This is a genomic window from Rhodocista pekingensis, assembly GCF_042665545.1.
In the GTDB taxonomy this organism is placed as follows: domain Bacteria; phylum Pseudomonadota; class Alphaproteobacteria; order Azospirillales; family Azospirillaceae; genus Rhodocista; species Rhodocista pekingensis.
Map to the genome: position 1 here is coordinate 797,479 of NZ_JBHTCM010000010.1, position 24,896 is coordinate 822,374.

Annotated in this window: 21 protein-coding genes; 5 read left to right on the forward strand and 16 right to left on the reverse strand. The window is 69.4% G+C overall.

Annotated elements, in window-relative coordinates; translation table 11 throughout:
* From ACFQPS_RS11995 to ACFQPS_RS12015, 5 genes are all read right to left on the reverse strand, one after another.
* Complete coding sequence (locus tag ACFQPS_RS11995; protein ID WP_377359253.1) at positions 1 to 276, reverse strand: hypothetical protein; 276 nt, start codon at positions 274 to 276, stop codon at positions 1 to 3.
* A gap of 3 nt (positions 277 to 279) precedes the next feature.
* Entirely contained in the window at positions 280 to 1,044 is a 765-nt protein-coding gene (locus tag ACFQPS_RS12000; RefSeq protein WP_377359254.1) for a hypothetical protein, read from the reverse strand.
* Entirely contained in the window at positions 1,041 to 3,440 is a 2,400-nt protein-coding gene (locus tag ACFQPS_RS12005; RefSeq protein ID WP_377359256.1) for a conjugal transfer protein TrbE, read from the reverse strand. The genes ACFQPS_RS12000 and ACFQPS_RS12005 overlap by 4 nt, the downstream gene beginning before the upstream one ends.
* Positions 3,441 to 3,606: 166 nt before the next feature.
* The gene (locus ACFQPS_RS12010; RefSeq protein WP_377359258.1) at positions 3,607 to 3,801 is read right to left on the reverse strand and encodes a hypothetical protein; all 195 of its coding nucleotides are present in this window, start codon (positions 3,799 to 3,801) and stop codon (positions 3,607 to 3,609) included.
* Positions 3,798 to 4,139, reverse strand: a complete 342-nt coding sequence (locus tag ACFQPS_RS12015) for a hypothetical protein (RefSeq protein WP_377359260.1) — start codon at positions 4,137 to 4,139, stop codon at positions 3,798 to 3,800. Before ACFQPS_RS12015 ends, ACFQPS_RS12010 begins: the two co-directional genes overlap by 4 nt.
* Positions 4,140 to 4,958: 819 nt before the next feature.
* Here ACFQPS_RS12015 and ACFQPS_RS12020 point away from each other — a divergent pair.
* The 3 genes from ACFQPS_RS12020 to trhA all read left to right on the forward strand — a co-directional run bounded on the left by ACFQPS_RS12020 (position 4,959) and on the right by trhA (position 10,668).
* Positions 4,959 to 5,138: a hypothetical protein gene (locus ACFQPS_RS12020; protein WP_377359262.1), complete on the forward strand. Its 180-nt coding sequence runs from the start codon at positions 4,959 to 4,961 to the stop codon at positions 5,136 to 5,138.
* 173 nt (positions 5,139 to 5,311) lie between these two features.
* A complete protein-coding gene (locus ACFQPS_RS12025) occupies positions 5,312 to 9,964 on the forward strand; it encodes a CheR family methyltransferase (RefSeq protein ID WP_377359264.1) in 4,653 nt (1,550 codons plus the stop codon).
* A gap of 77 nt (positions 9,965 to 10,041) precedes the next feature.
* Complete coding sequence (gene trhA, locus ACFQPS_RS12030; RefSeq protein ID WP_377359266.1) at positions 10,042 to 10,668, forward strand: PAQR family membrane homeostasis protein TrhA; 627 nt, start codon at positions 10,042 to 10,044, stop codon at positions 10,666 to 10,668.
* Here the strand turns inward: trhA and ACFQPS_RS12035 are convergent, their stop codons facing one another.
* From ACFQPS_RS12035 to ACFQPS_RS12085, 11 genes are all read right to left on the reverse strand, one after another.
* Positions 10,669 to 11,178, reverse strand: a complete 510-nt coding sequence (locus ACFQPS_RS12035; protein WP_377359267.1) for a hypothetical protein — start codon at positions 11,176 to 11,178, stop codon at positions 10,669 to 10,671.
* On the reverse strand, positions 11,148 to 12,584 hold the full coding sequence (gene nhaA / locus ACFQPS_RS12040; RefSeq protein ID WP_377359583.1) for a Na+/H+ antiporter NhaA: 1,437 nt from the start codon (positions 12,582 to 12,584) through the stop codon (positions 11,148 to 11,150). Before nhaA ends, ACFQPS_RS12035 begins: the two co-directional genes overlap by 31 nt.
* Before the next feature lie 127 nt (positions 12,585 to 12,711).
* A complete protein-coding gene (locus ACFQPS_RS12045; RefSeq protein WP_377359268.1) occupies positions 12,712 to 14,898 on the reverse strand; it encodes an amylo-alpha-1,6-glucosidase in 2,187 nt (728 codons plus the stop codon).
* Positions 14,895 to 15,941 carry a glycosyltransferase family 4 protein gene (locus ACFQPS_RS12050; RefSeq protein ID WP_377359270.1) on the reverse strand — a complete coding sequence of 349 codons (1,047 nt, stop codon included), beginning with the start codon at positions 15,939 to 15,941 and terminating at the stop codon, positions 14,895 to 14,897. The genes ACFQPS_RS12045 and ACFQPS_RS12050 overlap by 4 nt, the downstream gene beginning before the upstream one ends.
* 148 nt (positions 15,942 to 16,089) lie before the next feature.
* Positions 16,090 to 17,082: a fatty acid desaturase gene (locus tag ACFQPS_RS12055; protein WP_377359272.1), complete on the reverse strand. Its 993-nt coding sequence runs from the start codon at positions 17,080 to 17,082 to the stop codon at positions 16,090 to 16,092.
* Between the two features lie 182 nt (positions 17,083 to 17,264).
* Positions 17,265 to 17,513: a hypothetical protein gene (locus ACFQPS_RS12060; protein ID WP_377359274.1), complete on the reverse strand. Its 249-nt coding sequence runs from the start codon at positions 17,511 to 17,513 to the stop codon at positions 17,265 to 17,267.
* 358 nt (positions 17,514 to 17,871) lie between these two features.
* Positions 17,872 to 18,786: a hypothetical protein gene (locus tag ACFQPS_RS12065; protein WP_377359276.1), complete on the reverse strand. Its 915-nt coding sequence runs from the start codon at positions 18,784 to 18,786 to the stop codon at positions 17,872 to 17,874.
* A gap of 108 nt (positions 18,787 to 18,894) precedes the next feature.
* Positions 18,895 to 19,635, reverse strand: coding sequence for an acyltransferase family protein (locus ACFQPS_RS12070; RefSeq protein ID WP_377359584.1), 741 nt, complete (start codon positions 19,633 to 19,635; stop codon positions 18,895 to 18,897).
* 498 nt (positions 19,636 to 20,133) lie between these two features.
* Positions 20,134 to 20,442 carry a helix-turn-helix domain-containing protein gene (locus ACFQPS_RS12075; protein ID WP_377359278.1) on the reverse strand — a complete coding sequence of 103 codons (309 nt, stop codon included), beginning with the start codon at positions 20,440 to 20,442 and terminating at the stop codon, positions 20,134 to 20,136.
* A gap of 22 nt (positions 20,443 to 20,464) precedes the next feature.
* Positions 20,465 to 20,875: a type II toxin-antitoxin system RelE/ParE family toxin gene (locus tag ACFQPS_RS12080; protein ID WP_377359280.1), complete on the reverse strand. Its 411-nt coding sequence runs from the start codon at positions 20,873 to 20,875 to the stop codon at positions 20,465 to 20,467.
* 103 nt (positions 20,876 to 20,978) lie between these two features.
* The gene (locus tag ACFQPS_RS12085; protein WP_377359282.1) at positions 20,979 to 21,638 is read right to left on the reverse strand and encodes an EF-hand domain-containing protein; all 660 of its coding nucleotides are present in this window, start codon (positions 21,636 to 21,638) and stop codon (positions 20,979 to 20,981) included.
* On the opposite strand from ACFQPS_RS12085, the gene ACFQPS_RS12090 reads away from it, so the two are divergent.
* A complete protein-coding gene (locus ACFQPS_RS12090) occupies positions 21,637 to 22,854 on the forward strand; it encodes an efflux RND transporter periplasmic adaptor subunit (protein WP_377359284.1) in 1,218 nt (405 codons plus the stop codon). The two genes, ACFQPS_RS12085 and ACFQPS_RS12090, sit on opposite strands and share 2 nt — an antisense overlap.
* Before the next feature lie 3 nt (positions 22,855 to 22,857).
* Complete coding sequence (locus ACFQPS_RS12095; RefSeq protein ID WP_377359286.1) at positions 22,858 to 24,819, forward strand: MacB family efflux pump subunit; 1,962 nt, start codon at positions 22,858 to 22,860, stop codon at positions 24,817 to 24,819.
* Positions 24,820 to 24,896 lie beyond the last annotated feature (77 nt).

Genomic DNA, 24,896 nt, shown 5'->3' on the forward strand with positions numbered 1-24,896 from the left:
CTACTCCGGTGTCGGCTGTTGGTCGGGACGGGGAGAGTCGGGGTCGGCATCCCTTTTGATGAAGGGGTTGGGCTGCACCTCGCCGGACGGGCTGCGGTAGGGTTTGTCAAAATCCCGCCAGATCGAGTCCCTGATCACTGATCTCCGCTCCATTGCCCGTTCCAGTTCGGACGGCGTTTCTGCTGATCGCTGTGCCTGCACAACGAGCCCGGCCGCGCCGATGACGGCGAGGACGAGGAGGGCCATGAGGGTGATGGCGATGGCTTTCCAGGACATGGGTCAACGGCCTCCATACCGGTCGATGTCACGCCAGTTGATGAGGTCGTGCAGGCGGGCCCGCTCCAGGGCGGCGCGCTCCTCGTCCAACCGGGCCTCCACGGCCCGCTGATGGGCGGCCTGGACCAGCAGCATCTGGCTGGTGACTTCAACGGACAGAAGGCCCGCCTGGGTCGCCATATCGGCGGCACAGGCCTGGCCGGTGCAGGCCTTCAGGGCGGCCATGACCGCACCGATGCGGGCGGGATACTCGGCGGCGGCGGTGACCGCATCGGCACTGGCAAGCTTGCTGGCCCGGGATGCCGCCTTGGTCAGGCGCGCCTGCTCCCGCCGGTGGGCGGTCAGGTCGGCAGCGGTCCAGGTCTCCGGCAGGACATCGGGGTAGAGACCGGCATACTGCGCCTCCACCCCCGCCACCGACCAGGGTACCAGGTCCACCCGGTCCAGCATGCCGCGGGCGGTGCGCAGCCGGGCGGCGATGGCGCCCGCCGTGTCCAGCGGGCTCAACCGGCGCATGGCGATCATATGCTCGATCTGGCTCAGCATATGGGCGGTCTGCAGCACGATCTCCGCCTGCTGCACCGCCACCATGCCCTCGACGATGCCGGGGCGGCTCTCGATGATCGGGCAGCCCCCGCCCAGCAACCCGCCGAGCCAACCGCCGCCGCCGCAGCGCCCACCACCGAACAGCTGCGCTTGGGCCGGGATGGCGGTGACCCCGGCCAGGACCGTCAGCAGGAGGGCAAGAACGGCATTCCCGGATCTCATGGGCCCGCCTCCCGCGCCAGGGTCTCCAGCCGCTCCGCCTCCTCCTCAAGGCCGGAGGCGCGCAGCCAGGCGGCGGCGAAGCCCGCCGGGCCCACCCGGTCGCGCAGGGAGAGTGCGCGGGCCCGGTCCTCCGTGCCGCCGCGGGCGCAGAAGGCCAGGGCGGCGGGGTCCAGGTCCAGGCGGCCCAGCCGGGCGCCGTCGCGGCTGTGGACCAGCAGGTCCCGCCGGGGCATGGCGCCTGCGACCAGGTCCAGGGCGGCCCGGCTCACCCACCAATGACGGTAGAGGGGGCGGGTGGCGGCCATCGGGTCGGGCAACAGGATCAGGGTGGGGATGGTGGCCAGCATGGCGGCGGCCGGACTGCCGGCGATGTCGTCCAGCAGATGGGTGGCCAGGACCAGGGCGACGTTGCGCTTGGGGCCGCGGCGGCGCAGCTCGTCCAGCTCGTGCCCGTGGCTGCGCAGGGCCTTGAAGGCCTCATCCACCAGGAACAGGGTGGGCCGCCCATCCTCGAACAGGCGGTAGAGCCGGCGGAACAACGCCCGCAGGGTCGGCACGGCCGCGTTTCCGCGGTCCAGCAGGTTGCCGAGATCCACGGTGATCCAGGGGCTCTCAGCCAGGCGGTCGGTGGCGGCGTCCAGCAGGTCCCCGGACGCTCCGCCCCGGCACCAGGGGTCGAGGGCGTCGCGCAGGGGCTCCGACTGGATCAGGGGGCGCAGATGGGTCAGGGTCCGCTCGGCCGGATCGGCGCGGGCCAGCAGGGCCAGCGCCCGGTCCAGTGCAGCCGCCCCGCCCGGCACCGTCTCCACCTGCAGCAGGTCGCCCAGCCAGGCCCCCGCCCAGGCCAGACCGGCCGCGCTGTCGATCTCCACCAGGGGCTGGAGGGCCAGATCGCCCCCGCCCATGGACAGATGCTCCCCACCCGCGGCCAGGGTGGCGACCAGGCTGGTGGACAGGGTCGAATCCACATCCAGCCAGATCACCCGCGCGCCCGGCACCCGGGCCAGGAACTGATGCCCCAGCAGGGCCAGAAGAGTGGATTTGCCGGTGCGGGGCGGGCCGACCACCAGGGCCGCGGCATCGTCGCCGCTGACCAGGTCCAGGTTGAACCCTTCCCCGCCCGGCGCCTCCAGCCGCAGCAGCGGCGGGCAGTTCCAGCGCCGGTTCCAGCCCGCCCCCGGCCAGGAGCTGGACAGGACCATCAGGTCCGACAGCACCACCTGGGTCATCGGCACCTTGCGCGGGTTGGGGCGCACATGCCCTGGCATTGTGCCGTACCACGCGCGCTCCGCCCCCAGCCCCTCGGTGATGCAGGCGAAGCCCAGGCCGCGCAGCAGCTTGACCAGCGCATCCTGCCGGTCATCCGCCTCCGCGGCATTCCCGCCCCAGACCACGGCGGTGGGGGTGAGCCAGCCGGCCGACGTGCCGGCCTGGGCGGCGTCCAGCCGGGCGGCCTCCGCCTCCATCGCCTCCAGCATGCCCACCGCATCATGCCGCAGGGTCTGCACCCCGCCGACACTGCGCAGCAGGACGGAGCGCCAGTCATAGGAGGTGTCGTCATGCCGCCGCCACAGGGCCGCGAAGACACCGCGCGCCTGCATCTGGTCCATGCACTCGAACCGCATCGACCAGCGGAAGGGAAAGGGCAGACCCAGCAGCCCGTTCAGCAGGCCGGGGTGGGCATGGGAAGGGTAGCCCAGGATGCCGATCACCCGCATGTGGGTGCGCGATGTGCCGTTGGTCCAGCAGGGAAAGGACCCGGGCAGGAAGCCGATATCGACGATGGCGGCCTTGAGCGGGAAGCCCGGCACCGGCGGCACCGCCACTTGGTCCATCGGCCGGGGCGACACGCAGGAATGCAGCATGCCCAGCAGATCCGCCCCGGTCAGCACCCGGGCCTGGCCCAGCACCCGGGCCAGCAGGCCGGCCACCTGATCCACCAGCCGGACGAAGGGCTCCACCTGGTCGCGGTAGACGTCCCCCACCTGCCGCTCCGACGCACCCTTGGTGAACCAGGCGGCGACACGCCGGGCGGGCGCCGGTGCAGTAGCCGGGGTCCAGGTGATCGCCAGGAAGCTGCGGCTGACCAGACCCGCCGCCACCGCCACCCCTGTCCCTGTCCCTGCCGCTGCCCCCCCGATCCGATCCCGCCGCTCCCCGTCGATCAGGGCGGCGGCCGGATGGTCGGCAAGCCCCGCCGGATAGCACCCGCCCCAGCGCCGCTGGAATTCCGCATGCAGGCACCAGCCCCCGGTGAACGGATGCAGCACCGTCGCCACCCCCGCCGCCATGCGCCGGACCTCCGCCGGGTCCAACACCGCCTGATCCCAGCCGCGATACTCAATCACGGCCAGCAGCGCCCCATCCTCCTCCAGCAGCACCACCCCATCCGCCACCAGGCAATCCCACGGCAAATGCCGCGAGAGCGCATCGAACCCATCATCCCAAGCCGAGACATCCAACATGCCCGCCTCCCTGCGGAGAGGCGGTCAGTGTAAGCCGCGAACACAGGCAGCGCAGCGGGGTGGGGGTGTAGTGGGGGGTAGGAGGATACCGGGGCCTTCAGTCCCGGGTCAGCGCCCTTACCGCCGCGCCGCCGCCACCCGGTCCCTCCCGCATGCCAAGGAGGTAGGCTTCGCAGACAGCCTCGATCGCCGCCCCCAGGGAGATGAAGACACCGCCGTCCCCTCGCCGTTCCAGGATGTCCCGCTCCCCGTTCAGGCTGAGCAGCAGGTCCTTGGCCGCAGCCGGGGTCATGACGCGGTGCCCATGGGCAGGGAGGCGCGGTTGGCCTCCCCGGTCAAGGCCTTGTGGGTCTTGACCTCAAGATCATGCTTCGCGCGCAGCCGGGCATAGGCCGTCGCATCGCCGACGGCGGCACGCAGTTCAACGCTCAGCGCCTCCAGCCTTGCCATGGACGCATCCAACCGGGTCTGCAGATCCGGCCCCACCCGGCGCCCGGCCAGGAAGTCGGAAACCGGGGCGTAGGCCGGTGCGGTGCGCGCTACGGCTGGTGCAGCCAGTGTGACGGCGCCGTGGCCGAGGGCGGCGACCCCGAGAGCAAGAGACAGGGCACAACAGACTTTGGATAGCATGGACTTGGATCCCTATTGTGTTGATCGAGCCCGCCGGAGCAAGGTGGGATCGCCGTCCCCCGGGAACTAGGCAATACGGTACGCTTGCCGGGAAGCAGATACGATCGTGATGGATATCTTGCAGGACTTACACATCGGATGCTTCCTAAAGGCGGATTCCCGTCGGGTTGGACAAAATAAATCCATCTTTGATAAATTACAGTTTCAGCCTGTCTTCCTTCCGCATCTTTTATGGTCTTCAGGTGAGCGCAATATCTCATGAAAAGATATGGGTATTTATAAATGCGAGGTCAAATACAATTTCGCGTCCTCCATACGGATTGACGTGTATCGGTAAGGGTCAGCAAAAGCTGGCGCCCGTGCTGGAGACGGTCGGGGGCACTGGAATGGGACGGCCGGCACCGGCGCCTCTTCCGACATCAGCGCTCCGGACCGATGGAGGCGCGGACCGGTGATCGACCGGCAACCCCCGGCTCTTCGGATGGGAAAGCAGTACCACGGGACGGGCAATGGGGCCCCGGGGATTGGAATGGCCAGCCGGGTCGCCCAAATGGCGGGTCGGGGCCGCCGGCCCGTTCGATGAGAGGGCAGACGGTCTCCGCGAGGAGAAAATCCATGTCCCCAGCACCTCTCCCTCCCGCCCCGTCCGGCCCGGTCGCCTCCCCCGCTACCCTTCCTGGAAACGGTCATCCAGGGAATGTCCATTCCGGTGAGGCCCGTCGCGCAAACAGCCGTCCCGGCGATCCCCGGCTTACCGATCCCGGTGATGTCCGCCTGCACCGTCGGGTCCGCATCGCCAACCGGGCCTTCGGGGTCTTCGTGACCGTCTGCGCGGCCGTCATCCTGTATGAACCTGCCACTGCCGCCGTGGGCAACTCCCTGGGCCTGGAAGGGTTCTGGGTCCGGCATGCCGCCGGCACGGGCGCGCTTGTGCTGGCCGGCAGTGCTTTCCTGAGCCTGTACATCGCCTTCTGCAACGCTGTCGAGGCGCCGCGGTGACGGGGTGGAGGGGCCTGCCCGCCGCCTCCCTCCTTCGAACGCTCCCCCGAATGCTCCATGGCTCACATTCCGAGTTACTGATATGGTGCAGCGCGAAACCGGAGGGGGCTGGAACCTGACATCCCTGATATCGGAACACCTGGATGCCATGGATCCGGCGGCACCGGACCTGTATGGGAAGGGATGGTGGGGCCTTGGCACAGCGGAGCAGAAGCCCGTCCGGACACCCGACGGTCATCGCCGTCGTCGGCGCATCCGCGGGCGGTCTTGAGGCCCTGCAGGCCCTGTTCGGCGGCATGCCGGTGGAAATCGATATCGCCTTCCTGGTTGTCCAGCATCGGTTGCCGGGGCACGAAAGCCTTCTTGTCGACCTGATCGCCCGGCGCACGGGTCTGCCCGTCATCGAGGGGGCGGACGGGATGGTCCTGTCGCCCGGGCATGTGGTCCTGGCCCCCGCCGGGTTGCCGACCTGGATCGAGAACGGGCACCTGCGCGTCGGCGCGGCACCTGAACCGGATCGGATCGCGCTTCCCATCGACCGGATCCTGCGGTCACTGGCGGAAAGCTGCGGGGAAGCAGGGATCGCCGTCATCCTGTCCGGTGCCGGCCATGACGGGGCCCTGGGGGTCCGCGCCGTGAAGGAGGCGGGCGGCCTGATCATCGCCCAGGAGCCAGGAACGGCCGGCATGGATCTGATGCCGCGGGCCGCCATCGATACCGGCTGCGTCGATCTGATCCTCCCGCCCGACCGGATCGGGGCGGCCCTGCTCGACTATGTCGCGCACCCCTATGTCGCGGGCGGGGCGGAGGCGGGGTCCGGCGGTGTGGAAACCCAGCGCATCCTGGACCAGATCGTGGGATTGCTGCTGACCAAGACCCGCATATCATTCCGCGACTACAAGCGCCGAACCCTGGCGCGGCGGATCGAGCGCCGGATGGGGATCTGCCGCATCGCGACGATGGCCGCATATCTCCACCACCTGCGCACATCCCCGGGGGAGCCGGCGGCACTGGTCCAGGACCTGCTGATCAGCGTGACCCGGTTCTTCCGGGACCAGGCCTCGTTCGAAGCGCTGCGCCAGGACGTGATCGTGCCAATGGTCGCAGTTCACGACCGGGATGCGCCCATCCGGGTGTGGGTCCCCGGCTGCGCCACGGGGGAAGAGGCATACTCCATCGCCATGCTGCTGACCGAGGCCGGGGCGGGTTCGGCGGAGGGGCCCGACTTCAAGATCTTCGCATCGGACATCGACGAACGGGCATTGGACTTGGCGCGGACCGGCCGGTATCCCGAGACCGGTGCGGCCGACCTGCCGCCGGGCTTTCTCGACCGGTATTTCGAGCAGGAGAGCGGCGGCATCCGGGTGAACGACCGGCTGCGCTCCCATATCGTCTTCGCCCGCCAGGACCTTCTTGCCGATCCGCCCTTTTCGCAACTGGACCTGATCAGCTGCCGCAATCTGCTGATCTATGCGGAGCCGGAGGCGCAGAAGCGTCTGATCCCGCTGTTCCATTTCACCTTGAACCGGGACGGCTTCCTGTTCCTGGGCAGCGCGGAGACGACGGCCGGGCGCGGCGACCTGTTCGACCCGGTTTCGGCGAAACACCGGATCTTCCGGCGCCTGGGCGGGCAGCGGGGCCGCACCCTTCCGCCCGGCAATCCCGCCGGTGAGATTGCGGGGCCCGCACGGATGGAGCGCATGATGGCGGAACCGGCACGGCACGGCCCGGAGATGATGCGCCAAGCCCTGATGGGCGAATTCGTGCCGCCATCCGTCCTGGTCGACAGTAAGGGGCAGATCCGGTTCATCCACGGCAATCTCCAGGACATCCTGGTCATTCCCCCGGGGGAACCGCGGATCGACCTGCTGGCGATGACAAGCGGCGATCTGCGTGTCCAGTTGCGGGATGCCCTGCGCAAGGCATCGACGGAGAAGCGGAAGATCGTCGTCGGCGACGTGCGGCCCGGCCGGGACAGCACGGCGGGAAGTCTCCGCCTGTCCGTGATCCCGATCCAGGCGGGCCGCCGCCTTCCGGAGCCGCATTTCGTCGTCATCTTCCAGCCGGAAGGTCGGGCGGCGGATCCGCCGCCGGTTCCGGCGGACCAGGAACCCCTGGTCGCGCGGCTGGAGCACGAACTGAAAGTGACGCGGGCCGATCTGGAGAGCACGATCCAGGAACTGGAAAGCTCCAACGAGGCGCTGCTGACCGCCAATGAAGAGATCACGACGATCAATGAGGAGATGCAGTCCACCAACGAGGAGTTGGAGACGTCGAAGGAGGAGTTGCAATCCCTCAATGAGGAACTGAGCACCGTCAATGCCCAGCTCCAGGAGAAGATCGAGGAACTGGAGGCGACGAGCAACGACCTGACCAACCTGCTGAACAGCACCGCCATTCCGACGGTGTTCCTGGACAGCGAGCAGCGGATCCGCCGGTTCACCCCGGCCGCGGTCAAGCTGTTCACCCTGATCCCCGGCGATATCGGCCGTCCCTTCACCGATGTGAGCCGCCGGTTCGACGATCCGACGCTGCTGGCCGATGTCGATGCGGTGCTGGACAAGCTGCATCCCGCGGAAGCCCAGGTGGAGGCGACCGACGGCGCGATGCTGTTGCGCCGCATCCTTCCCTACCGGACCCAGCAGAACCGGATCGAGGGGGTGGTGATCACCTTCACCGATGTGACCGCATCGATCCGGGCGAACCAGCAGGTCGCCGCCCGCGCCCGCCAGCAGACCATCGTCGCCGACCTGAGCCAGCGGGCCTTGGCCGGCATGCCTGCCCCCGACCTGTTTGCGGAAACGGCGGCAGCTGTCGCCGCGGTGCTGGAGGTGGACAGCGCCGCGATCCTGAAGGCCGGGCAGGACGGGCGTATCCGGCGCCTGGCCCAGGCGGGTACGCGCGCGGCCGATCTGCCGGGCGGCGATGTGACCGCCGATCCTCTGAGCGACATCGGCCAGGCCGTTGCCACCCGGCTGGCCGTGCGGGTGGGTGACTTCCTGAACGAACCCAGCCTGCGCCCAACCACCGACCATGACCGGATCGGCAGCCGCAGCTCGGTCGTGATCCCCTTCTCCGGCCCGCCGCCGACCCTGCTGGCCGTCCATGACCACCGCCCCGACCGGTTCGGGGACGATGACCAGAACTTCCTCCTGTCCATCGCGAACATGCTGGGACTGGCGATGGAGCGGGAACGGGCGGAGCAGGAGACCCGGTCCGCCCGCGATCTGGCCCAGGACGTGATCGACACCCAACGCCTGCCCTCCCTGCTGCTGAACGAGGCGGGGGAGATCGTGTCGGCGAACGCGGCCTACCATCTGCGGTTCGGCACCGTGGCGGATACGGTGATCCAGCGCCGGCCGGCGGATACATGCCCCGAGCTGTGGCAGGGCCCGCGCCTGGCCGATGCCATCCGGTCGGTCCAGAACGGCGGCCCGGCCGTGCTGGGGCTGGAAATCGCCCATGACCAGCCCGACGGCCGGAGCACCTGCTTCCAGGTGGATGTCCAGCGGCTGGGCCGGACCCCGTCCATGATCGTGATCACGATCGACGACATCACGCTGACCCGCCTCGCGTCGGAGGAGTTGTCGCGGGCCAAGCGCGCGGCCGAACAGGCCTCTGCCGCGAAATCGCGCTTCCTGGCGGCGGCCAGCCATGATCTGCGCCAGCCCCTGCAAGGGGCGGTGCTGTTCCATTCCCTGGCGGTGGGGCGCAACGACAACGGGGAGGTGGAGAAGTACCTGGACCTGCTGGGCAGCACGCTGACCGTCCTGCAGGAGATGATGGAAACCCTGCTGGACATTTCACGCCTGGATGCGGGCATCATCGAGTCGGCGGTCGAGCCGACACCCCTGGACCCCATCCTGGCCGATCTTGCCGCGGAATACGCCCCGCAGGCGGTGGCCGCCGGCTTGCGCCTGCGCTGCGTGCCGTCGGGCCTTGCCGGGCTGACGGACCCCAAGCTGCTGAGCCGGATCCTGCGCAACCTGATCACCAATGCCCTGCGCTACACCGGCAAGGGCGGGATCGTCGTGGGCTGTCGGCGCCGAGGGAACGCGGTGCATCTCCAGGTCTGGGATTCGGGAAGCGGGATCCCGACCGACCAGCTGGAGGCGATCTTCGATGAATTCCACCAGGTCCAGAACGCGGCCCGGGAGCGGCAGCGGGGCCTGGGCCTGGGCCTCGCGATCGTCCGCCGTCTTTCCGACCTGCTGGGGCACAAGGTGCGGGTGCGGTCCGTGCTGGGACGGGGCAGCGTCTTCGAGGTGATCCTGCGCCGGGCGGCCGTCCCGGCGGCCCGGTCACCCGCCCGTCCCGCCGCCCTGCCCGTGGTGCCGCCGATGACCGGGCCCGACCGGCCCTGCATCCTGGTGATCGAGGATGATCCCATCGTGCTGGACGCAATGACCCAGGCGCTGCGTGATGCCGGGCTGGACGTGCGCAGCGGGCTGGATCTGGAGACGGTCGTCGCCCGCCTGGGGAAGGACGACGCCGGGTCCGTCGGCTGCATCCTCAGCGACTACATGCTGCCCGGCGCGCTCAGCGGGATCGAGACGGTCGACCTGCTGCGCCAACGCCTGGGCCGGAACATCCCGGCCATCCTGCTGACGGGCGACACCTCCCCCGACCGTCTGAAGGAAGCACGGACCAGCGGGCTGGTTGTCATGCACAAGCCCGTGAAGCTGCCGGATCTGCTGGGCGCGATCCGGACCATCATGGCCCCGGACAGCCCCCCCGCCACCCGGGACAGTGCGACCGCTGAAACGGGGGGAGCGGTGGAAGCAATGGCCGACCAGGTCGGCCCTGCCGCCGCCCGGGACGCATGAACAAGGAAATGTCCCCCCGGACCGGGACGGGGCCGGATCGCGGCCCTGCGCCGTTTCCGCGCTACCGGCGGGAGGAGATGGTTGCCGACGCGCTGGTGCATGCGGCGGGGATTCTTCTGGCGCCGCCTGCGGCCCTGTTGCTGCTGTATCCGACAGGGGGGGCGGGGGATGCGGGTCCGACCCCGCTGGTCATGGCCGCCCTTGTCCTGTACGTGCTCGGCATAAGCGGCATGCTGGCGGCCTCCGCCGCCTACAACCTTGCCCCGCCGGGCGCGGTCAAGGCATGGCTGCGGCGCCTGGACCATGCGCTGATCTTCGGGGCCATCGCCGGCACCTATACGCCCTTCCTGCTGCTGGGGATGCCGGGAACCGTGGGGACGGTCCTGGTCACGGCGATGTGGGGGCTTGCCGTTCTGGGAGCCACGCTGAAACTCCGCGGCCGGATGGGAAGCCCCCGCCTGTCGACCGCCCTCTATCTCAGCCTGGGCTGGATAGGGGTCCCGGCCTTCCCGGTCCTGGCCACCATGCTGAAGGCGGAGACATTGTGGATGGTCGGGGCGGGCGCCCTTCTCTACAGCGTCGGGGCGGTGATCCACCTGATGGACCGGCTGCGGTTCCACAACGCGATCTGGCACGCCATGGTCCTGGCGGCGGCGGCCTGCCACTACATCGCCATCCGGTGCCAGTTCGCACCGGGTGCGTGATCACGGCCTGCCAGAGGGGGGCCGGTCGGGCGGGGAAGAGACGGGGCCCGGCCCGGATGGACCGACCGCCCCCTTGCCCGCGGGAGGCGTCCCGGGCGGGCTGAAAGGCCCGAACCAGGCAGCCAGAAGAATGCAGACCCCGATCACAAGAGGGACGACCCAGACCGGCGTTATCTGGATGCCGCCGCGGCCGCGCGGAAGGGCGTGATGCGGGTCGGCGGCTGGTCCAGCCCCATCCGGCGGAGGGGCCGGATTTCCTTGCACCACATCCACCGCCAGGGCAGCCGCCAGCGCATCCGGGGTGATAGGCACCGCCTCACTGATGCCGTGCTCCTTGTCCTGACGGTAGATCATGGTGCGGATCCGCCGTCGGCTGGGGAAGGACAGGTCCTGAAGATCCTCCTCATCCGTTTCCACCTCATACAGGCCGGGAGGCCAGGGGGTGTCGAACCCGTCAAGCCGGAAGGGATGGCGGAAGGTCACGGTGGTGCGGGTCGTATGGATGCCCATGGTCGTCTCCCGGATTGGGCGGCGGAATGGTCCGGCTGGGATTCAGATCCCGGCACGCCGGAGGACCCTGATGGGGATTGGGTCGCAGCGTCTAATGGGGAAATCCCGGCGGTCACCCAGGTCAGCGCGATCAGGGCCAGTGCGGCCGATGCCGCGCCGGCGGTCAGGATCCCCAGCTTCGCCGTGTCGACCAGGGCGGGATCGAAGCCCAGCGGGGCGATCAGGAAGCCCATGGTGAAACCTATCCCCGTCAGCGGGCTTGCTGCCGCCAGAAGGCGCCACGACAGACCGGGCGGCAACGTCGCCGGCCCGCACGCCACGGCCGAAACACCGAAAAGGAGGATACCCGCCGGCTTACCCAGGAACAACGCGATGAACACGCTTGTCCCGGGCCCATCCATCCAAGCTTCCCCCGTGACCGTCACCCCGGCATTGGCCAGGGTGAACAGCGGCAGGATGATGAAGGCGACCCAGGGATGAAGCCCCATCTCCAACCGTTCCAGGGGGGACAGCGCCTCCCGCGCGGCCGTTCCGGCCTGTTGCAGGTCCCGCCGCTCGGCCGTGTCCCCGCTCCAGCGGTCGCCGGGCGGCGTGGTCACGATGCGCCCCAGGATCGCGCGCAGACGACGGTCGCTGACCCAGCTCCGCGACGGCGTCATCAGACCCATGATGAGCCCTGCCGCCGTCGGCCGCATTCCGGCGGTGTCCAACGCCAGCCAGATCCCCATACCCAGCCAGACATAGCAGCCCACCGATCGGATGCCCGACACGCGAAACCCCACCACGATGAGCAGGCCGAGTGCCGCCAGGGCCAGCGGCCCCGCCGCCGGCAAGGTTCCATAGCCCACGATGAGGACCAGCATGGCCCCGATATCGTCGACAATCGCCAGGGCCAGCAGGAACAGACGCAAGGCGGGCGGGGCGCGGCTGCCCAGAAGGCCCAGGCAGGCCAGAACGAAGGCCGTATCCGTCGCCATCACCACCCCCCAGCCCGATGCCCCTGCCCCGCCGCTTTCCAGCAGCAGGAACAGGGCGGCGGGGACCAGCATGCCGCCGACCGCGGCAACCATGGGCAGGACCGCGACACGCCGGTCCCGCAACTCCCCCAACAGAAGGCCCCGCTTCAGCTCAAGCGTGATGACGAAGAAGAACAGGGTCATCAGCCCGTCATTGATCACCGTTCGGAGCGGCCGGGTCCATTCGAAATCGCCCACCCGAAATCCGACAGGCTGGGTCCAGAGCGCATGGTAAGTCCCGGCCAGGGGAGAGTTCGCAAGACCCAGGGCGATGGCCGCGCACAGCAGCAGGACCGCCCCTGCCAGCGCCTCGATCCGCAGGAACCGTGCCAACGGTGCCATAAGCGGGTCGGTCGGCCCCCGGGGAAGGCGGGAGAAGGGATCATCCATCCTGTCCTCGTCTTTCGATCCGGCAGGGCCGCCGCGGCAGCGGCAGCCTGACGGCACAGCCCATCCATGTTGCAAGGACCGGCCTGAAGCAGCTTCAGGGTTCCGCCGGGGTTCCGGGGCGGGCCCCTCACGGGCCGATGTCGAGACGGGCACCGCCGTTACGGCGGCCGACAGATACGTCCACGTCGTCCCCGAGACGGGTGAAGCGCAGATCCACGCTGCCGCCGCCGACGGCCAGGCCCCGGATCGCCACTTCACCCACGGATGGGGGCAAGACCGGGCGGCCGACGCGGACGGCCCGCCCCGCGGGATCGAAACGCAAGCCCAGACAGGCCTGAAGGAGACCCAACGGGGCCGCCGCCGCCCATGCCTGGGGCGAACACGCGACCGGATAGGGGGTGGGACCCAGCCCTGGTCGCCGCGGAAAGCCGCAGAAAAGCTCCGGCAGCCGCCGCAGATCAATGAACCCGGCGGCACCGGCAATGGCTTCCAGAACCCTGGACGCCCTGTCATGGAAGCCGTAGCGGGCGAAACCCAGAGCAACCAGGGCATTGTCGTGCGGCCAGACCGAACCGTTATGGTAGCTCATCGGATTGTAGCGGACCTCCCCCGCCGCCAGGGTGCGGATGCCCCAGCCGGAAAAGGAACCCCGCGACATCAGTGTATCGGCCACCCTGGCCGCCCGTTCCGGTGAGGCGATACCCGCCAGCAGGGCATGACCCGCATTGGAACTGCGCACGCGGCAGGGCCGCTTGTCACCGTCCAGGGCCAGGGCATAGGTGCCCAGATCCTCGCACCAGAAGGCCGCTTCAAACCGGACCCGCAGCGCCTCGGCGGAATCGTCCAGGCGTACGGCAAGTTCCGGTTCCCCGAAGGCGCGGGCAAGGATCGCACCCGCCTGTTTGGCGGCAAAGGCATAGGCCTGGACCTCGCACAGGGCGATCGGCCCCCGGGCCAGGGTGCCGCAGGCGTGGAAGATGGAATCGTGGCTGTCCTTCCAGCCCTGGTTCGCCAACCCGCCATCGGTCCGGCGGCCATACTCGACGAAACCGTCCCCGTCCCGGTCGCCCGGGCCATCCAGCCAAGCGAGGGCCGCTTTGAGGTGCGGCCAAAGGGGGCGGAGCGACACCGCATTGCCGGTCCGAGCGAAGTAGGCCCCGGCCAGCATCACAAACAAGGGGGTGGCGTCGGCGCTGCCGTAATAGCGACCGAAGGGTACTTCGCCCAGGGCGGCCATCTCCCCGCCCCGGGTTTCGTGCAGGATCTTGCCGGGCTCCGCATCGGCCGCGGGGTCCGTCGCCGTCGCCTGTGTCTCGCCAAGGAAATGCAGCACGCCCCGGGCCATCTCCGGATCGGCCCAGAGCACCAGAAGAGCCGTGATCAGTCCGTCGCGGCCGAAGGCGGCGTTGAACCACGGGATGCCTGCATAGGGGTAGGGACCGCCCGGCTTGTCGGTCACCAGCATGCGCAGGTCGGCGGCGGAGCGTGCCAGCATCTCCCCGACCATGGCATTGGACGTCGTAACCTGGGCTCCGCCCGACCGGGCGAAGCGCAGTGCCCGCCGGGCAAGGCGAAGGTCGCGCAGGAATCCCGCCCCCGGCGCCGGACGTGCCTCCCCGGCGTCGAACGCCACGTCGAGGTAGAGGACGGCCTGCTCCCCCGGACCCAGGGCCATGTCCCAGGCCGCCATGTCCCCGCTCAGCCGCGACGGTGCGGGCGCGAAGCCGAAGCGGGTCGCGCGCTCCACCCCGTCCAGCCCGACGTAGCGGTGGGTGACGGCAGCAGGTGCCACCACCGGTGGGGCATGCTGCCCGCGCCGCTGCCGCGTTGTTCCGCGCACCTCGAACAGATCCGCGAAGTCGCAGCCGAAACCGATACCAAGGGTGAGGCTGCGCCGCTCCAGCCCGTGGTTGCGGATGATCACCCGCTCCCGGCAGGCCCCCCGCCACAGGAACTTGGCCCGGCGGATATGGAGCGTGTCCTTTTCCAGAACCAGGCGGTCACCGACGAACAGATCAGGGTTGGTCAGGTCGCAGGCCAGCAGGGCATTGTCGGACCGGACGGTCGAGCCCAGCAGCATCGGCCGCTGCCCGTCGATGGACAGTTCCAGCCGGGATAGGTGGCGGGTGTCCCTATGGAAGACCCCCTCCGGCCCGGACGGTCTGGGTACCACGTCGCCATTGTGGTCGAAGACGGCAAAGGTGTCGCCGTGCTTCAGCATCCGCGGCCGCCGCTCCTGGAGGGAGGAGGTTGCCGCCACATAGAACTGCGGAACCCCGGTCGCGCCGGGCTGCCCGCCCGCGGCCGGTATCAAGCCACCCTCCGCGGGGAGACCTGCCCCAGGCGTAAACGCCCGTAGATGTCCAGGTAGTCTCCGGCCATCCTCGCCGCCGTGAACCGCTGGTCGAAACGGCGGCGCACGGCAGCCCTGTCCATTCCCGGGAGGCGACCCACAGCATCCACGGCCCCGTCCACATCGTCGACGATGAAGCCGCTTACCCCGTCATCGATCACCTCGGGTACGGATCCCTTCCGGAACGCGATCGTGGGCGTCCCCTGGGACATCGCCTCGATCATGACAAGACCGAAAGGTTCAGGCCAATCGATGGGGAACAAGAGCGCCCGGGCGCGGCCCAGGAAATCCAGTCGCTGGTCCTCGTCCACCTCGCCGATGAACCTTATGCGGTCGCCATCCAGCAGGGGTTCGACCACCGTCTCGAAATAGTCTTTGTCGACCTTGTCCACCTTCGCTGCCATCACAAGCGGCATCCCGGAGCGGCGGGCGATCTCGATGGCCCGGTCCGGTCGCTTCTCCGGCGAAATCCGCCCCAGGAAAGCCAGATAGCCGCCGTCCCCCGCCCCGGGCGGCCCCGGATCCGGCAAGCCGTGGTACACGGTGGCGATCCAGTTCACCGGCGGCATCGGCGCGCGCTGGGCCATGGAGATGGAGACCAGGGGCACGTCCGAGAACTCCCTGTAGAAGGGCTGGAGATCCGGCAGGTCCAACCGCCCGTGCAAGGTGGTCACGGCGCGGGAGCCGAGTTCCCGCAGCAGCGGCATCTGTACGCAGTCGATGTGGAAGTGCAGTACATCGAACTCATCCGCCCGCTGCCGGACCCGTTCGAGCATCAGCGCCATGTGGGGGACGATGTCGATCACCGCCGGATCCAGACGCAACGCCTCGCCGGAGCAGGCGACAAGCGATGCGGCGGTCCGGGAGTCTCCGCTGGCGAAAAGGGTCACGGCATGGCCCTGGTCCACAAGCGCCTCGGTGAGGTAGGACACGATCCGCTCGGTCCCGCCGTAGAGGCGGGGTGGGACACGTTCCATCAGGGGGGCGACCTGGGCGATCCGCACGATCCTGCTCCTTGTGCCGGGCCGGGCGTTCCGGTCCCCAAGGGTGGGCAGGTGGTGCAGACCGGCCGGCTTTCCCATGTCTCTCCCATGGCTATTGTGCGCCCGGCCATTGGCCGAAAGGGGAGATGCCCGGACCCGGGGCCGGATGCTACCGGACCGCGACCCGCCTTGATGCGGCGAAGCCGACAAGCCTGCGCGCATCCTCATCCCACAGCGCAAGCCCGCAGCAGCGGAAGCTGGCGGCGAGGGTCAACCGGCCCAACCGGCCCAGCGCCTCATGCCCGTCCAGGCATTCCTGCAGGCGGTAATTGGGAATGCGGCTGTTCAAGTGGTGGACATGGTGGAGACCGACATTCCCGGTGAGCCATTGCAGCGGTCGCGGCAGGCAGTAATAAGAACTGCCGGCCAGGGCGGCACGGTGGAACTCCCAATTACCTGGGGCTTCCCACACGGCCCCCTCATGCTGGTGCTGGACGAAGAACAGCCAGCCCCCGATCCAGGCCGCGACAGAGATGGTGGGCACGGCCACCAGCAGCACGGTGCCGATACCCCCCACCGCCCAGGCCAGGGCGGCGCCAAGGGCGGCGATTGCCAGATTCAGCAGGCATACCTCCCGCCAGGCGGCCCGCCAGGGCAGGCCCATTCCACCGGGCAGGCGCTGAAGGATCAGGAAGTTCAGCGGTGAGCCGACCAGGACAAGCAGAAGCGGATTCCGGTATGCCCTGTAAAGCAGCCGGCCCCAGCGCGGCCTGGCGCGGTATTCCCGCACGGTCAGGGTCAGGATGTCGCCGGTGCCGCGCTTTCCCAGGTTCCCCGTCGTCGCATGGTGCAGGGCATGGGCCCGGCGCCAGCAGCCATAGGGCGTCACCGTCAGGAGACTGAGGGCCAGGCCCAGCCGGTCATTGGCGGTCCGGGTGCGCAGGAAGGACCCGTGGCCGCAATCGTGCTGGAAGATGAACAGCCGGACCAGCAGCCCGCCGGCCGGTATGGTCAGCACCAGCAAGGGCCACCAACCCAGGGACACCCCCCACAACATCAGCCCCGCCAGGGCCAGGAACGGCAGCAGCGTGTTGGCAAGCTGGGTCAGGGCCACGGCCGGCTGCGCGTCCTTGTAGTGGAGGCAATGCCGCGTAAGCTGCACGACCAGTCCGGCCGGGGGATATCCCCCCCCTGGCGCCGCCGCGCCGTTCGAGCCCCGGCCATCCTGGCCCATTCCATTGCGGGACCTTTCGTTACCATACGGGCTCAAGTCGTCTGCTCGCTCTGCATCCTCGTTTCCCTTTTGCACCCTTTTCCCTCTCCGCCCTTCTGTTCCGCGGGCCATCACAGGTGGTCGGCATCATCCTTGTGGTCGTGCAGGAAGCGGGCGATCCGGGCCGGCAGTTCACCAGGCGCTCCTTCCCCGTCCGGGGCGGATGCCAGCCGGAACAGGGTGCGCTGCACATCGGTCGGCAATTGGCTCCAGGCGATTACGACCGCAGCCCCCAGGCAATCCAGGATCCGCCGCTCGGCCGCGGGAAGCGCCCCGGCCTGGATGGCCAGTGCTTCCGACACGGGTGGACCGGGCATCATCGCCCCGTTCCCGGTGGCCAAGCTCCCCGCGGCCCCATCTTCCCCGGCGCCATCATCCCGCGTCCCCGTCATCGGGGTTCCGCCCGCCGGGCGGCCGGCCGCATCCTGGAATCTTACGTCTCCGGCCATGTCAAATCCTCCTCCGGCAGCAGTACGGCATCCTTGCCCCAGTCACGGGCGACACCCTGGGGCCGATCCAAGCGCCGATCCAAGGGGGGGGGGCATCCAGGGGGCAGGTGGGCAAGGGTACGGCAGGAGACACCCTGCCGGCGACAGCCCCAGGCCGGAATAGTCGCCACGCCCCGGATGCGCGGCCCGCAATTGCGACCGGTGGCATCGGAGGTGGGGCGGCGCCGTGTCACGGTGTGGGGCGGCCGGTGATGGACCTGCGCGTGCCCGCGGCTCCACCCGCGGCGGCGGCCGCCGCGCCCAGCGCCAGGGCGATGAAGCCCCAGATGGCGGCGGAACTGGCGGCATCCGTCGTTGCCTCGGCCGCCTGGCGGGCTTCCGTCTCCGCCGTCTGCAGGGCCTCATCCACCTCGTCCCGGATCTGCTCGGCCGGAACGCCGGCGATGCCGGCCAGGATCTCCGTGGCCTGCCGGCGAGCCTCGTCCGCCTGCTGCCCGCCGCGCAGGAAATCCGGCGCCAGGGCGATGATTTCCCGCCTTGCCTGCGCCACCTGGTCCGGCGTGGCGTCCGGGGCCACCCTGGCCACCAGGCTGTCCGCCTGCCGGGTGATCTGACCGGCGCCGATGTCGCTTCCTTCCGCCGCCTGCTGGACAGCGCCCGAAGCACCTTGGACGCTGCCGGCCAGGGTGCTGAATGCCCCCCCGACCAGACCGCCGACGGCGGAGGTCACCAAATAGAAGGTCAGGAGCAGCAGGAACGCCCAGGCCACCAGTCCATGGAGGATACCGTCACCCCGTTGGCGGGTCCCGGCAAGGTGGGCAGCCGTGTAGCCGCCCAGAAACGTCGATGCCAGCATGGCCAGCACCCACCAGATCGCAGCGCCGATGCCCAGCGACCCTGCAGCAGGGGAGCCGTCGGCTTGGGCCGGGTCGATGGTGGTCAGGCCGATGCCGATGCCGAGCAGGTTCAGCAGCAGATTGACGGCAAGACCCAGCACCACACCTGCGAACACGGCCCCCCAGGAGATTCGCCGGGTGGGCGGCACGACCTCCACCCCTGTCCCGCCGAGAGCCCCCGTTCCGACGGCGGCTCCTGTTCCGCGGTCGGTCAATACCGCTGTGCCGTGGGTGTCGACCCGGTCCATGGCTGATCCCTCTCATGATGCCGCCGCCCGTCGCGGTGGTCAGGGGGCCAACCATCGACACCGCCGAAAATCCCATCGCCGCCATCCATCGCACCGGCCCTCCAACGACTACCCGCCGGGCCCGCTGACCCGGCCGCCCGACCGCGCCTTGCGGGTGGCGTTAACCTTCAAATGGTCGGGCCCATGGTCGGGCCGGGGGAAGACCAGGCCCCGCAGCCAGCGGCGCGACGTCACCTCCACCACGTGGTATGTCAAGGTCGATACCGCCAGCAGCACAGTGAAGAAGACCGCATACAGCAGAACCTGCTGTACCCGGCCATCGGGACCCGGCTGCCCATCGGAAAAACGGGTCAGCATTGCGGTGAAGGCCAGCAGCAGGGGCCAATGCAGCAAATAGACCGCGTAGGAAACCTCACCCAGCCAAACCCCGGCTCGGCTGCCGCAAACACGCGCGCCCAGCCGCCGATTGGCCGACAAGGCGGCCACCAGCAATGCCATGGCGCCAACGATCACCCCATCATGGGCGTGATTGTGCATCAGGAGCGCCAGAAGGGTGGTGATGAGCACGCAGCCCGTATCGGTGCCGATCGGCACCAGCCAACCCGGCCGCTCCTCCGCCAAACGGCGCAGCCAGATACCCAGAGCGAAGGACGGCAGGCAGCGGGCGACCCCGTAATCGTAATGAAGGTTGAGCCGGCCGCCTTCCAGAGCTTCCGCCAAGACAGCCAGCAGGCCAAGTGCCGCGAGCGGTAACAGAAAGCTCCACCGCCATGGGAGGCGATGGATCAGGGGGAACAGAACCGGGAACAGGATGTAGGCCTCCGCCTCCGGTCCTGTACTGGACGATATAGACCTTGCTGCCCCCGGGCGTGATCTTCAGTCCGAAGCCGGACAGGTCGACGTCGAATACGAAGATGTCCTTGGACCCGGGCTGAATTGTGTCAACGGTCCGCTTTGTTATCCTCGCTTCCATGCCAGCACCCACGCTCTGCGTCTGTTCCAGTGCCCACCTAACACCCACGGGCGCGAAAGTCCCAGCGCGAAAAGGAGAGGTCTGGCGTAGAAGTCCTTACGCAAGTTTCTGATATGGCATGTACTGTTCCAGCACAGGAGACGACTGGCGTAAGTGGGCGTGAATACATTATCGTTTTCGTAAGCGGTAGGCCGTTGGTTCAAATCCGACTCGGGGCACCACCTCCTTCTTCCCTGATCCCGTCCGGGCCCATGCGCCCCGGATACGCCTGCCCTGGAATGCCCACCCTGGCGCGTCCGCCGGGATGCACCCGTGACCGGGTACCCCCCTCCCCCTGACCGCTTCCCCGTGAGTGTCGCCGGCCCCCCGGGCCGTCAGCCGTCGTCCGCATCCACGAGGCGGATTTCCAGGCGCTTGCCCAGCGCCCGGGCCGCGCGGTCCAGTGTTTCCAGCGAAACGGCCACGTTGGCGGGGTCGAGCACCCGGTCCACCTGGGTCCGGCTGGTGTGCATCCGCCGGGCCAGGGCTGCCTTCGACGTGCCGAGGCCGCTGCGCGCCTGGTCGAGCTGCCAGGCGACGACCTCCTTCAGGGCGGCGCCATAAACCTCTTCCCGGATGCCGAGATCGTCGAGGAAGTCCTCGAAACTGCCGCCGGCGGGATCGCTGGGGGTGTTCATCGTCATGTCCCGACTCCTGGTCCGCAGGTCACCGGTCGGTTCCCGGCGAGCGGACCGTGTTTCTTGCCATGTCGGCCTTGCGGGTCCGGTAGTTCTTCCAGCGGTCCAGGGCGACCTGGATGGCGTGAGCCTGATCGGCCTTGTCGTCGCTACCGTGAAGCAGAATCATGTCCGCGCCATCAATTCCGAAATAGACGCGGGCCTCGACCCTGCCGCTGCGGATCGTTGATCGAACTTCATACAAGGGTCCGACAGCTCGGCAGATCGGCATGCCGATCGGCCAACCGAATTCCACCCTTGCGATGTCCTTCCCGACGATCTTCTGAGCTGTCCGGTCGGGATCGCCCTTGGACAGTGACAGCAGCCAGTCCCTGACAGGCTCGTTTCCCGCATCGGTCCGGTAGAACCGCGCCGTCAGTCTTTTACGGAGAGACTGCATCGAGCATGTACCTCATACGGTGCTGCCCGTCAAGGCAACCGCACCGCATGGGGTGCACATGACATGGCAACCTGGAGAGTTCAGCGCCCACGGACTGTTTCAATCATACATGGCCTTCGACGGCATCTCCAGACACCGGCATGGCTCTCCCACCGGGACCACCCCCGCCGGGGCCGCCGCGGCCGCCGGGCGGGCGGCGGTCGCCGCCGGAGCCGGGCTGCGGAAGCTGCTGCACAGCGACGAGGCCGGCCGTGACCTCCTGCGGGGTCAGCGCCCCGTCATGGTCGCTGTCGATCCAGTGCAGGGTGCGCAGCACCTGGGCCACCAGCTCGTCGCGGGTGACGCGGAAGTCGGCGTTGCTGTCCGCGGCCATGACCGGGCTTTCACGCACCGCCGCGCCACCACGCGCCCCGGGTCCGCTGCCGCCCGGTCCCTTCCCGCCGGGACCGCGCCCGCCCTGGGTGGCGTCCGGCGGCCGGCGCAGATCGCCGTCCCCGCCCGGCCCGCCGGACCGCAGGGGCGGACGGGCGGCGTCGGCCTCGGTGGAGACGAGGGCGCCGCTGCCGTCACTGTCCAGCCGGTCGAACAGGGCGGCGGCATCGGCCTCCGCCTCCGCCAGGGAGACGCGGCCCCGCCCTGACGCCCCGTCCTGACGCCCCTGCCGGACCCGGACCCGCGCGATCCGCGCGTCGGGTTTGGCGGCGGCGTCCGTATCAGGTACTCGTCTGTCTTCGTCCGTCCGCGCCGGTGCTCCCGAGATCATGCCGAAATCCCGTTCCCTTCTGCGTCGCTGGCCCCTCATCGGGCTGCTCCTGCTGATCCCCGCCGCCGCTGCCGCGGCCTATTATTTCGGGCGTACCCCGCCGCAGCCGCCGCCCAGCGTTCCCGTCCGGCTGGGCGACATCGAGCAGACGGTGCTCGCCACCGGCACGCTGGAGGCCAAGGAGATGGTCAGCGTCGGCGCGCAGGTGTCCGGCCAGGTCATCCGGCTGGCGGTGGAGCTGGGCCAGACCGTGACGCAGGGCGACCTGATCGCCGAGATCGACTCGGTGACCCAGCGCAACGCCCTGCGCACCGCGGAGGCGAGCCTGAAGGCGTTCCAGGCGCAGAAGCGCCAGCAGCAGGCCAATCTGGTGCGCGACCGCGCCGCCTTCGCACGGCAGCGCCAGATGCTGTCCGCCGACGCCACCTCGCGCGCCGAGTTCGAAGTGGCGCAGGCGTCGCTGGCCGCCACCGAGGCGCAGATCGAGGCGCTGGAGGCGCAGATCGTGCAGGCGCAGATCTCGGTGGAGACGGCGCGCGCGAACCTGGGCTACACGCGCATCACCTCGCCCATCGACGGCACCGTGGTCGCCATCGTCACCAAGCAGGGCCAGACGGTGAACGCCAACCAGACGGCGCCCACCATCGTGAAGATCGCCAACCTGAACGAGATGACGGTGAAGGCGGAGATCTCCGAGGCGGACGTCACCCGGGTGCGGCCGGGCCAGGAGGCCTACTTCACCATCCTGGGCGAGCCCGACCGGCGCTACACCACGACCCTGCGGTCGGTGGAGCCGGCACCGGAATCACTCCAGTCCGAGAGCAGCAGCGCCAGCAACGCCGCCTCCTCCTCGACCTCCACGGCGATCTACTACAACGGCCTGCTGGACGTGCCGAACCCGGAGGGCCGGCTACGCATCTCCATGACGGCGCAGGTCTCCATCGTGCTGGACCGGGCGCAGAACGTGCCCCTGATCCCCTCCGCCGCCCTGGGCAACCGCCGCCGCGACGGCAGCTACACCGTCCTCGTGGCCGATCCGGACGGCGGGCCGGCGCAGCCGCGCCAGATCCGCGTCGGGCTGAACAACAACGCCGTCGCCGAGGTCCGCGAGGGGCTGGCAGAGGGCGAGCGCGTGGTGATCGGCCAGGGCTCGGCCGGCGGCGCCTCGGCCGCCATCACCCCGCGCCGCATGGGCCCGTCGCCGATGGGGCTCTGAGCCATGGGCCGCCCCCTGATCGAGCTGCGCGGGCTGCGGCGGGAGTTCCCGTCGGGCAGCCAGACCCTGACGGTGCTGAAGGACATCGACCTGACCATCAACGCCGGGGAGATGGTGGCCATCGTCGGCGCCTCGGGCTCGGGCAAGTCCACCCTGCTGAACATCCTGGGCTGCCTGGACCGTCCCACCGCCGGCTCCTACCGGATCATGGGCAAGGAGACGTCGGCGCTGGAACCGGACGAGCTGGCCCGGCTCCGGCGCGAGCATTTCGGCTTCATCTTCCAGCGCTACCACCTGCTGCCCGACCTCACGGCCGTGGGCAACGTGGAGGTTCCGGCCGTCTATGCCGGCACGCCGCGGGCGGCCCGGCGCGAGCGCGTGCTGGCGCTGCTGGACCGGCTGGGCATGTCGGACCGCACCGACCACCGGCCGGGCCAGCTCTCCGGCGGCCAGCAGCAGCGCGTCTCGATCGCCCGCGCCCTGGTCAACGGCGGCGAGGTGGTGCTGGCCGACGAGCCCACCGGTGCGCTGGACCGCCAGAGCGGGGCGGAGGTGCTGCGCATCCTGGAGGAACTGCACGCCGACGGCCACACGGTCATCATCGTCACCCACGACATGGGCGTGGCCGAGCACGCCCAGCGCATCATCGAGATCAGCGACGGCGAGATCGTCGCCGACCGGCCGGGCCGCGGCGCCGGGCTGGCCGCGGGCAAGGTGCTGGAGCACGCAGGCGGACCGCAGGCCAGCGCCCTGGGCGCCGCCATGGACCGCTTCGCCGAGGCGTTCCGCATGGCCGTGCTGGCCATGGGGGCGCACAAGCTGCGCACCTTCCTGACCATGCTGGGCATCATCATCGGCATCGCCTCGGTGGTGTCGGTGGTGGCGCTGGGCGAGGGCTCGCGCCAGCGCATCCTCAAGGAGATCAGCGCGATCGGCACCAACACGCTGGACATCATGCCCGGCCGCGGCTTCGGCGACCGCAATGCCGGCCGCATCAACACCCTGGTGATCGCGGACGCCGACGCCCTGGCCGCGCAGCCCTATGTGGACAGCGTGACGCCCATGGTCTCCACCAGCGTCGTGCTGCGCTACGGCAACGTCGCCAGCAACGGGCAGGTGCGCGGCGTGGGCGCCCAGTATTTCCGGGTGCGCGGCACCCAGGCGGCGGCCGGCAGCTTCTTCGGCGAGGAGGCCGTGCGCGGCCTGACCCAGGACGTCGTGATCGACGAGAACACGCGCAACACCCTGTTCACCGACCCCGCCATCGACCCGATCGGGCAGGTGATCCTGGTCGGCAGCCTGCCGGCCCGGGTGATCGGCGTGGCGCAGAAGCAGGCCAGCGGCTTCGGCGGCGGCGGCGACACCCTGACCGTGCATCTGCCCTACAGCACGGTGATGCACCGCATCCTGGGCAGCAACACGCTGCGCAGCATCACCGTGCGCGTCGGCGACGACACGCCGATGGACGTGGCCGAGAAGGAGGTGACCCGCCTCCTGACACAGCGGCACGGCAGCACCGACTTCTTCATCGTCAACACCGACGAGATCCGGGCGACGATCACCAACACCACCGCCGTGCTGACCATGCTGATCGCGTCCATCGCCGTGATCTCGCTGGTGGTGGGCGGCATCGGCGTGATGAACATCATGCTGGTGTCGGTCACCGAGCGGACGCGGGAGATCGGTGTCCGCATGGCCGTGGGCGCGCGGCAGAGCGACATCCTGCAACAGTTCCTCATCGAGGCCGTGCTGGTCTGCCTGATCGGCGGCGTCGCCGGCATCCTGCTGGCACTGGGCATCGGGGCCGGCTTCTCCGCCTTCGGGGCGGGGGCGGCGCTGGTCTTCTCGCCCTGGTCCATCGTCCTGGCCTTCGCCTGTTCAACCCTGATCGGAGTGGTCTTCGGCTTCCTGCCGGCGCGCAGCGCCGCCCGGCTGGACCCGGTCGAAGCCCTGGTGCGCGAATGAAGCGGTTCCCCTCCCCCCCTCCCGGCCCGGTCCTCCCCTCCCCGGCCATCCCGCACCCGGCCATCCCACGCCCGGCC